The organism is Arsenicibacter sp. R0_47, from assembly GCF_057652235.1.
The window spans coordinates 112,894-121,558 of sequence record NZ_JBYFCJ010000024.1; the positions used below are offsets into that span (position 1 = coordinate 112,894).

The 8,665-nt window shown below is 48.9% G+C and carries 10 protein-coding genes; 9 read left to right on the plus strand and 1 reads right to left on the minus strand.

What is annotated here, in order from left to right; translation table 11 throughout:
• Positions 1-164 precede the first annotated feature (164 nt).
• The 3 genes from sufC to AC23NW_RS27705 all read left to right on the plus strand — a co-directional run bounded on the left by sufC (position 165) and on the right by AC23NW_RS27705 (position 2,726).
• Positions 165-923: a Fe-S cluster assembly ATPase SufC gene (sufC, locus tag AC23NW_RS27695; RefSeq protein WP_293837323.1), complete on the plus strand. Its 759-nt coding sequence runs from the start codon at positions 165-167 to the stop codon at positions 921-923.
• An 85-nt stretch (positions 924-1,008) separates the two neighbouring features.
• On the plus strand, positions 1,009-2,343 hold the full coding sequence (gene sufD, locus AC23NW_RS27700; RefSeq protein WP_293837322.1) for a Fe-S cluster assembly protein SufD: 1,335 nt from the start codon (positions 1,009-1,011) through the stop codon (positions 2,341-2,343).
• A 260-nt stretch (positions 2,344-2,603) separates the two neighbouring features.
• Positions 2,604-2,726, plus strand: coding sequence for a hypothetical protein (locus tag AC23NW_RS27705; RefSeq protein WP_487453620.1), 123 nt, complete (start codon positions 2,604-2,606; stop codon positions 2,724-2,726).
• On the opposite strand, the gene AC23NW_RS27710 is transcribed toward AC23NW_RS27705, so the two are convergent.
• A complete protein-coding gene (locus AC23NW_RS27710) occupies positions 2,723-3,145 on the minus strand; it encodes a secondary thiamine-phosphate synthase enzyme YjbQ (protein WP_487453622.1) in 423 nt (140 codons plus the stop codon). The genes AC23NW_RS27705 and AC23NW_RS27710 overlap by 4 nt on opposite strands.
• Positions 3,146-3,189: 44 nt before the next feature.
• Between AC23NW_RS27710 and AC23NW_RS27715 the strand changes: the two genes are divergently transcribed.
• From AC23NW_RS27715 to AC23NW_RS27740, 6 genes are all read left to right on the plus strand, one after another.
• Positions 3,190-3,951, plus strand: coding sequence for a creatininase family protein (locus AC23NW_RS27715; RefSeq protein WP_293837320.1), 762 nt, complete (start codon positions 3,190-3,192; stop codon positions 3,949-3,951).
• A gap of 44 nt (positions 3,952-3,995) precedes the next feature.
• Entirely contained in the window at positions 3,996-5,465 is a 1,470-nt protein-coding gene (locus tag AC23NW_RS27720; protein ID WP_293837319.1) for an arginine deiminase family protein, read from the plus strand.
• Positions 5,466-5,557: 92 nt separating this feature from the next.
• A complete protein-coding gene (gene ctlX / locus AC23NW_RS27725) occupies positions 5,558-6,487 on the plus strand; it encodes a citrulline utilization hydrolase CtlX (RefSeq protein WP_487453625.1) in 930 nt (309 codons plus the stop codon).
• 237 nt (positions 6,488-6,724) lie between these two features.
• Positions 6,725-7,090 (plus strand): hypothetical protein, encoded by a 366-nt coding sequence (locus AC23NW_RS27730; protein WP_487453627.1) that lies wholly within the window; start codon positions 6,725-6,727, stop codon positions 7,088-7,090.
• Between the two features lie 313 nt (positions 7,091-7,403).
• Positions 7,404-7,892, plus strand: coding sequence for an SMI1/KNR4 family protein (locus AC23NW_RS27735; RefSeq protein ID WP_487453628.1), 489 nt, complete (start codon positions 7,404-7,406; stop codon positions 7,890-7,892).
• A gap of 256 nt (positions 7,893-8,148) precedes the next feature.
• Positions 8,149-8,556 carry a hypothetical protein gene (locus AC23NW_RS27740; RefSeq protein ID WP_487453630.1) on the plus strand — a complete coding sequence of 136 codons (408 nt, stop codon included), beginning with the start codon at positions 8,149-8,151 and terminating at the stop codon, positions 8,554-8,556.
• Positions 8,557-8,665 lie beyond the last annotated feature (109 nt).

Below are 8,665 nucleotides of genomic sequence, written 5' to 3' on the forward strand. Positions count from 1 at the left end.
CTCAGATGAAGCCGGGCTTCTTTGCATCTGCTTTTCAGTACTTTATTTCGGTTCGGGCGGGCGCAAAATCAACTTTTATTCACTCATTTTTGTTAGCTGCGTAGAATCAATCTGATTTAGCGCTACTTTTGCAGTTCTTTTACAGCCGTTACGACTGACCTATTATGCTTACTATCAGTAATTTGCAGGCCTCGATTGGGGAAAAAGAAATTCTAAAGGGCATTAACCTTGAGGTGAAAGCCGGTGAGGTTCATGCAATTATGGGCCCGAACGGCTCAGGAAAAAGTACACTGGCTTCGGTGTTAGCGGGTCGTGAAACCTACGAAGTTACCGGCGGAAGTGTGCTGTTTGATGGAAAAGATCTGTTAGAACTGGCACCCGAAGAGCGGGCTGCCGAAGGTATATTCCTCGCTTTTCAATATCCGGTTGAAATTCCGGGCGTCAGTACAACGAACTTCCTGCGTACAGCCCTGAACGAAATCCGTAAATACCGTGGCGAAGAGGCACTCGATGCCGTTCAGTTCCTGAAACTGATGAAGGAGAAAATGAAGCTGGTGAACATCGACCAGTCGCTCCTGAGCCGCTCCCTGAACGAAGGCTTCTCCGGTGGTGAGAAAAAACGGAACGAAGTATTCCAGATGGCGATGCTGGAGCCGAAACTGGCGATCCTCGACGAAACGGATTCGGGTCTGGATATCGACGCCCTGCGGATTGTGGCCGAAGGCGTGAACAAACTGCGCTCTCCGGAACGCTCAACCATTGTCGTAACGCACTATCAGCGATTGCTGGATTATATCGTGCCGGACTACGTACACGTATTGTATAAAGGCCGTATCGTGAAGTCGGGTCCGAAAGAACTGGCCCTTGAGCTGGAAGAAAAAGGCTACGACTGGATCAAAGCTGAAGCCGAATACCAGCAGTAATCTGTGGCAGTAACGCGTTGACGAAACTGTTGTTCAATAAACCTACTGCCGGGCGTGAGCCTCAGCAAACTGCTACAAAACTATTATGACTCCCAATTCTCAATCATACAGTCGGACCTCTCCGCTGAAAGACCAGTTGCTGGCCGCATTTCAGGTGACGGAGGAACGAATCAATGGCGAAAGCAAGTCTCCCGTGCATCAGGTGCGCCGGGCGGCCCTGCAACAGTTCGACAAACTGGGCTTTCCGACCATTAAACACGAAGAGTGGAAGTATGCCAATGTAAAGAACCTGATTCAGGAAGCGTTTGAGCTGGAAACCCCCTCACCGCTGTCGGCCGATGACCTGCATACGCTGGAAATCCCGAACCTGTCGGGCAACATTCTTTACTTTGTGAATGGTCGTTACAAACCGGAGATGTCGACCATCGTCAGCCCTGCGGCTGAGGTACAGATTCTGAGCTTCGCCGAAGCGCTGAAGTCGCAGCCGGAAACGATTAACAATTACTTTGCACAGCAGGCCGATTATCAGGATAATGCCTTTACGGCCCTGAATACGGCATTTGCCCATGACGGGGTATTTATCCGTGTACCGGACGGGAAAGTGGTCGAACAGCCGATTATCATCCGCTACATCAACGACGCCCGCGAAAAGAAAGTCGCTGCCCAGCCGCGTAACCTGATTATTGTTGGCCGGAATGCAAACGTGAAAATTGCCGAATCATACCGCTCGCTGGGTGAGATGACGGCGTTCACCAACGTCGTGACCGAAATCTCGCTGGCCCGCGACGCTAATGTTGAACACTACAAAGTGCAGAACGATACGGATGCGGCTTATCACATCGGGACAACGCAGGTGCGTCAGGCCGACAACAGCCACTTCTATTCAGCCACGGTTACGCTGAATGGCGGCTTTGTCCGGAACAACCTGAATATCGTGCTCGACGGGGAGTACTGCGAGGCCTACATGTACGGGCTTTACATCCCGAACGGCCGTCAGTTTGTCGATAACCACACGCTGGTTGATCACGCTAAACCGAACTCGTACAGCAGCGAACTCTATAAGGGGATTCTGGAAGAGAAATCGACGGGCGTTTTCAACGGGAAGATCTTTGTTCGTCAGGATGCGCAGAAAACCAACGCGTACCAGTCGTGCAAAAACGTAGTGTTGTCGCCGGAAGCAACGATGAATACCAAGCCGCAGCTCGAAATTTTTGCGGATGACGTGAAGTGCTCGCACGGTACAACAACGGGTATGCTCGACGAAGAGGCCCTGTTCTACATGCGGTCACGCGGTATCCCGAGAACCGAAGCCCAGGCATTGCTGATGTATGCCTTTGCGCAGGACGTGCTGACACAAATCAAAATTGAACCGATCCGCGAGTACCTGAGTGCGGTTGTTGCTCAGAAACTGGCGATGTAAGCATAATGATAAGCGACAGGAAAGCGGCTCAGACATCTGAGCCGCTTTTTTTGTGACTATACAACTGCATGTGCTGTACCTGACGGCACAGCGACGGGGATTACTTCGGTTGGCAATCGGGATTTTATGGATGTTTTGCCGACGTTCGATGACGAACGATGACGAACGATGACGAACGATGACGAACGATGACGAACGATGACGAACGATGACGCCCGACGTTCTACCGACGCCTGCGGCTGTTGTGGCCCTACGGGCCATTGGAGCAGAACAACCAGCAACCCCGAACAACCAGCAACAACCAGAACCATCAGAACAACCAGAACCATCAGAACAACCCGAACAACCAGAACCATCAGAACAACCCGAACAACCAGCCCTAACTTCCCCACGCCGTCAGGACCAGCGTGCGGCTGCCGCCGTGGTTGCGGTGTTCGCAGAGGTAAATGCCCTGCCATGTGCCCAAGTTCAGCTGCCCGTTGGTGACCGGTATCAGCACCGAACTGCCCAGTACCGACGCTTTCAGGTGGGCCGGCATGTCGTCGGAGCCCTCGTAGTCGTGCTGGTAATACGGCATGTTTTCCGGAATCATCCGGTTAAAATGCGTTTCAAAATCAACGCGGACGGTCGGGTCGGCATTTTCGTTGATGGTCAGGCTGGCCGATGTGTGCTGGATAAACACCTGTACCATGCCCGCCTTCAGTTGCCGGAGCTCCGGAAATTCACGCTCGATGATGCGGGTGATTAAATGAAAGCCCCGTGAATAGGGTTGTAACCGGATTGTTTTCTGAAAGCAATTCATTCCTCGTAGCTTTGCCCTGATTAATTAAACCAAATACGTACCTGGTGCGACCATATATTTTAGCCGAAACCAACTGGAAAGCCGTCAAAGATACATCGTTTGACCTCGCTATTCTGCCGTGGGGGGCCACCGAAGCCCATAATTACCACCTGCCTTATGCTACGGACGTTTACGAAGCCGACGCCATAGCGGCCGGATCGGCGCAGAAAGCGTGGGAGCAGGGGGCAAAAGTGATCGTGCTGCCCACCATCCCGTTTGGCGTCAACACAGGGCAGACGGATATTTTGCTGGACATTAACATGCACCCGAGCACCCAGCTGGCGGTACTGAACGATATCGCAGAGGTGCTGAACCGGCAGGGCATTTACAAACTCCTGATTCTGAACAGCCACGGCGGTAACGATTTCCGGCAGATGATCCGTGAACTGGGCGTGCGGTTTCCGAAGATGTTGATTAGTACCTGTTTCTGGTTTAACGTTCTCGACCGGTCAACGTTTTTCGACGTGAAAGGCGACCACGCCGACGAACTCGAAACCAGCGTAATGATGCACCTGCACCCTGATCTGGTTCTGCCACTCGACGAGGCCGGCGATGGTACGGCCAAACGCTGGAAAATCAAGGCGTTCCGCGAGGGATGGGCGTGGGCCGAGCGGCAATGGTCGAAGGTGTCGGAAGATACCGGCATCGGCAATCCGAAGCAGGCAACTCCCGAAAAGGGCGAACGGTACTTGGAAGCACTGACATCGAAGATCAGCGAATTGCTCGTCGAACTGGCCGCCGCCGACCTCGACGACCTGTATGAATAAACGGCTTTCTGTGTATCTTGCCGGAAACATCGACGAAACATGTTATGCAACATGGCAAAACCACAGGAAACACACTTCAGCTACAGGTATCCTCAGAAATCGGTACGCTCAGGCGGCTGCTGATCCACAGTCCGGACCGGGGCCTTGGCAAGGTTGTACCTTCCAAAGCCCAGGACTGGCTGTTTGAAGATATCGTGCACCTTGATACCATGCGGCGGTATGAATACGACTATTACGTTAAGATTCTGCTGTATTTTCTCGATCCTGATAAAGTAAAAGGCCGCATTGCGGAGCTGGGACCCGCCAGCGATCGTAACTTTTTCAAACCTGATCATCCGGATTATTTTGCATCCGACAAAGTCGTTGACGTACAGTGCCTGCTGTCTGATATTCTGGCCGATGACGTTATCAAAACCAAGCTGGTGGCGGCCATCTGCGGCATTGAACGTACCTCATTTGCCGCCCAGCAACGCCTCCAAAGCTACGATCCGGTCGAGCTGGCCAAGATTCTGATCTCGGGTACACTCCCCGACGAGGCCATGACCATGATCTTTGCGCCGGTCCCCAACTTTATCTTTACCCGCGATATCGGTATCGTCATCAACGACCATATCCTGCTCAACAAACCGGCCAAACATGCCCGGACGCGGGAAGCCCTGCTGACCCAGTACATCTTTTTTCACCATCCGCTGTTTGCGCCCTTCCGGGATAATATCATCGAAATTCCGGATAATGAGCACGCGTTTCTGCTGGCCGATTCGGAGGTAAACAAAGACCTGACGCGTTCGACGCTGGAAGGGGGAGACGTGATGATGATTGCGCCCCGGCACCTGCTGATCGGCGTCAGTGAGCGGACGACGCTTTACGCGGCCCAACAGGTGATGCGGATCGTGTTTCAGAAGAATCTGGTTGATACGGTGACGGTGATTCAGATTCCGAAAAAGCGCGATTACATGCACATCGACACTGTTTTTACCCAGGTGAAACGCAACATATGGGTGCTGCTGGCTTCGCTGGGGCGTACCGGCGATGAAGCCAAAAAACGGGATGTGATCCATTTCTTTGCGCCGAAAGATGTGTCCGAAGACCTTAAAATTCTCCAGTTCATCAAGGGGCTTGAACACAAGCCTATCGAAATCGAGAACCTCGAAGACCTCCTTGCCGACATCAGCAAAAACGATCTGGGCAGCACCGAACCGGTGCAGTTTATATACTCCGGCAACAACGAATTTCCGTTCGGGGCCCGTGAGCAATGGACTGATTCCTGCAACCTGCTGGCCCTGAAAGACGGGGTCGTGATCGGGTATGACCGCAACGATAAAACGCTGGAGGCCTTCCGTGCGAAAGGGTTCGATGTGGTGAAAGCCAGTGAATTGCTCGAGCGGTTTGACCGGGGGGAAAGCTCGCCCGAAACCATTGAGAATACGTTTATCATGCTGCCGTCGGCCGAGCTGAGCCGTGCCCGTGGCGGGTCGCACTGCATGAGTCTGCCGCTGTGGCGGGAGAAGTTGTAGGGCGATATTGCCCGCCGAAACGAGAGATTTTGTAATTTTAAAGCGCTGAATGGCATTTTGCCAATATTTCCTGCTTTTTGACAAACTAACCTATGCAGTCACAAACCACCTCACATATACTCATGATCCGGCCCGTACAGTTCGGTTTTAACGAACAGACTGCCGGCTCCAATGCCTTTCAGAACGCGCAGCTGGCCGAACAAACCAAAGAAACGGCGCAGGAAACAGCCCTTCGGGAGTTCGACGATATGGTACGCCACCTGACGTCGGCGGGTGTTGATGTGATGGTGTATGACGATACCGCCGATCCGCACACGCCCGACTCGATTTTTCCAAATAACTGGGTGTCGTTTCATTTCAGCGGGAAGGTCATTCTGTATCCGATGCAGGCCGAGAACCGGCGTCCGGAACGCCGGCAGGATATTATTGATGACCTGGGCAAACGCTTTATCGTCGGCAGTGTGGTTGACCTGAGCGGCTACGAGAACGAAGGAAAGTTTCTGGAAGGGACGGGCAGCCTGGTCCTCGACCGGATGAACCGCGTGGCATTTGCCTGTTTGTCGCCCCGGACCGATGCGGAGGTACTCAGCGCCTTTGCCGACAAGACCGGTTACCGGACGGTGGCCTTTCGCGCCGTTGACGCCGATGGCAAACCCGTGTACCATACCAATGTGGTGATGTGTATGGGCGATACGTTTGCGGTGATCTGCCTGCAGGCTATCCCTGACATCGACGAGCGGCTGATGGTCCGGCAGGAGCTGGAGGCCCTGGGCAAACGGGTCGTTGAGATTACACCGGAACAGATGGCCAGCTTTGCCGGCAATATGCTGCTGGTCAATTCGCAGACCGGGCAGAAGCTTCTGGTGATGTCTGATCAGGCCTATACCTCGCTGACCGACAAACAACTTGATGTACTAGACGATTACGCGCGGATCATGCACATTGACCTGTCGATGATCGAAGGCAATGGCGGTGGCTCTGCCCGCTGTATGATGTGCGAAGTCCATTTGCCGTTGAAGTAGGTTTCAATTGGCTGTCGTACCGATAACTGTCTGCCGTTTGGGGGCCGCCTGGCGGGTCTGCCCCCAAACGGCAGACAGTCTTTTTTGGGGGAGTTTGGGCGTTGGCGCGTAAGTTGCAGTGGTGTCTCCATAGCTCGTAGTTATAAGGCTGGTACTAAATTTAAAAGCCTGGATGATGCTGAACCTGATCCGTTTTCTTTATAATTTGTAATAAGGCTAATCCGGCAAAGTTAAGAGATGGAAGAAGACAATAAACAGCCTGGAATTTTATCTTATAATGAATTGATGAAACTGTCAAAAAATGACTTTATCAAGTATTATGAGGAAATCCAAGAATGGGGGCGCTCGCAGCAAACCGAAATTGCCCTTGGGTATGATGACCTAACGAAAGATGAAAAAGTTCAATATTGGGTTACCCGACTTGGCCGCACATTCCGCAGTCAGGCAGAAAGTGGTCTTGACCCTTATGTGAGCTATACCCCTGAGTGGTATGCAAACATAAAACGTTTTGAACCCGATTTAGATAAGCTACTAAAAGCTGCTTTCAAAGGCTCCTTATATTGGGAATGGGACTTTGAGGAATTTATGAATAGAATCTGGTAGTCTGTTTTTCCGGTTACCGCTCGCAATTGTGAGCAGGCGGTAAGTGTTGTAATAACTATCAGGAGGGCTATACTAGCGCACGGTTCCGGCGCGAACGGTGGATTGTTACAAAAAAAATATGAAAGTAAGCTGTCGACTGTTGAGTGGACTTTTTTATTCAAAAACCTCCTCATCCGAACTAGTAATCTTGTGTAAATAATACGGCGGTCTGAGAACACGTAGTTTATACTATTACCAGCGAAGAAAACAAACTTGCTTTAAAAGTTCATACACTTATTTTATATGAGGAGCTATATAAGTTTATAAAATGTAGATGGAAAATTTAAACAATTACTTTAAAAAGCTTAATAGACCTTGTAGCTTACAAGAGATTTTAAGTACTGAAGCAAAATTTGGGTTTTCTCTTCCGGATCCATATAGGGATTTCCTTTTAAAAAGTAATGGAGGAGAGTTAAGCGACGAAACTTCTTTCTTTCAGATCAATATTAATAATAAAGATTTAAATGATAGTCTTGTAGAATTAGTGGCTATTGATTCTTTAGAAGGTGGTTACTTTACATTCGTCGATTCTGAAAAGGAAGAAGGCTTTCCAGACTATTTCCATCATGAAATGATTAGAATAGCAGATACACAAGGAGGTGGGTGTATACTAATGGGTTATAAATCAGATAACTATGGAGTAATATATTGGATAAATTACATTTGGTATGATGATGAGTTAATGCCGATTAGACTTGCAGATAGTTTAGAAAAGTTTCTTGAATCATTGACATCTTACGGACAATTATTCGGAAACCTATAAAAATACCTTTATCATTTGATTAACATGAATAATCATCATCAATAAATGATACTGGCCCTAAAGCTAGCCTGCCGTAAAACAATTCATGGATGCGAGAAGTCCGCCGCTGCGGACCCTTCTCGATAAGAAGCATTCGCGGAATGCAAACGATGACGGACAATATTACTAGTTTGCATATATTTTCGAAATAGGAATGCGAATATTTAGTTTAATAAATTATTCTTTACAAGGAAATAGTTTTATAATAAAGCTCTAAATGGAATTGAGCTATTTTGAGTTTAAAAAAGATTGTTACCAAATTGTAGGTGAGTTCTTAAAGCCGTATAGATATGTTTATAATGAGAAAATATCAGATGATTTCATTGATATGTATACTAATGAAAATGGGGTGATTTTTATTTCAATGCTAGATAATTTTCCTCATATAGGAGTGTCATTTGGATTTAAGACAAATGACGGGAAAGATATACCATTTAGATTAATAGATTCAATTATTAAAGTAGATTCAAAAGAAAAAATGGAATTTTATAATGCTTTTTCGAAAGAATATAATCTAAATGAATATCCGATACAAATGCTTTACTCTGTTAGAACATTAGAAAAATTTTACAAACCTATACTAACGGCGACATCTCCGATAGCTATGATAAAGTCAAGGGTTTAAGTGCAATTTTTTAAGCCTTGGGAATGGTGGTCATTTGGTCGGGCTTACCCTGCCGGATAACCGCCACCAATTGATGTAATAGCTTGTTACGGACGTTGTTAATGACCAG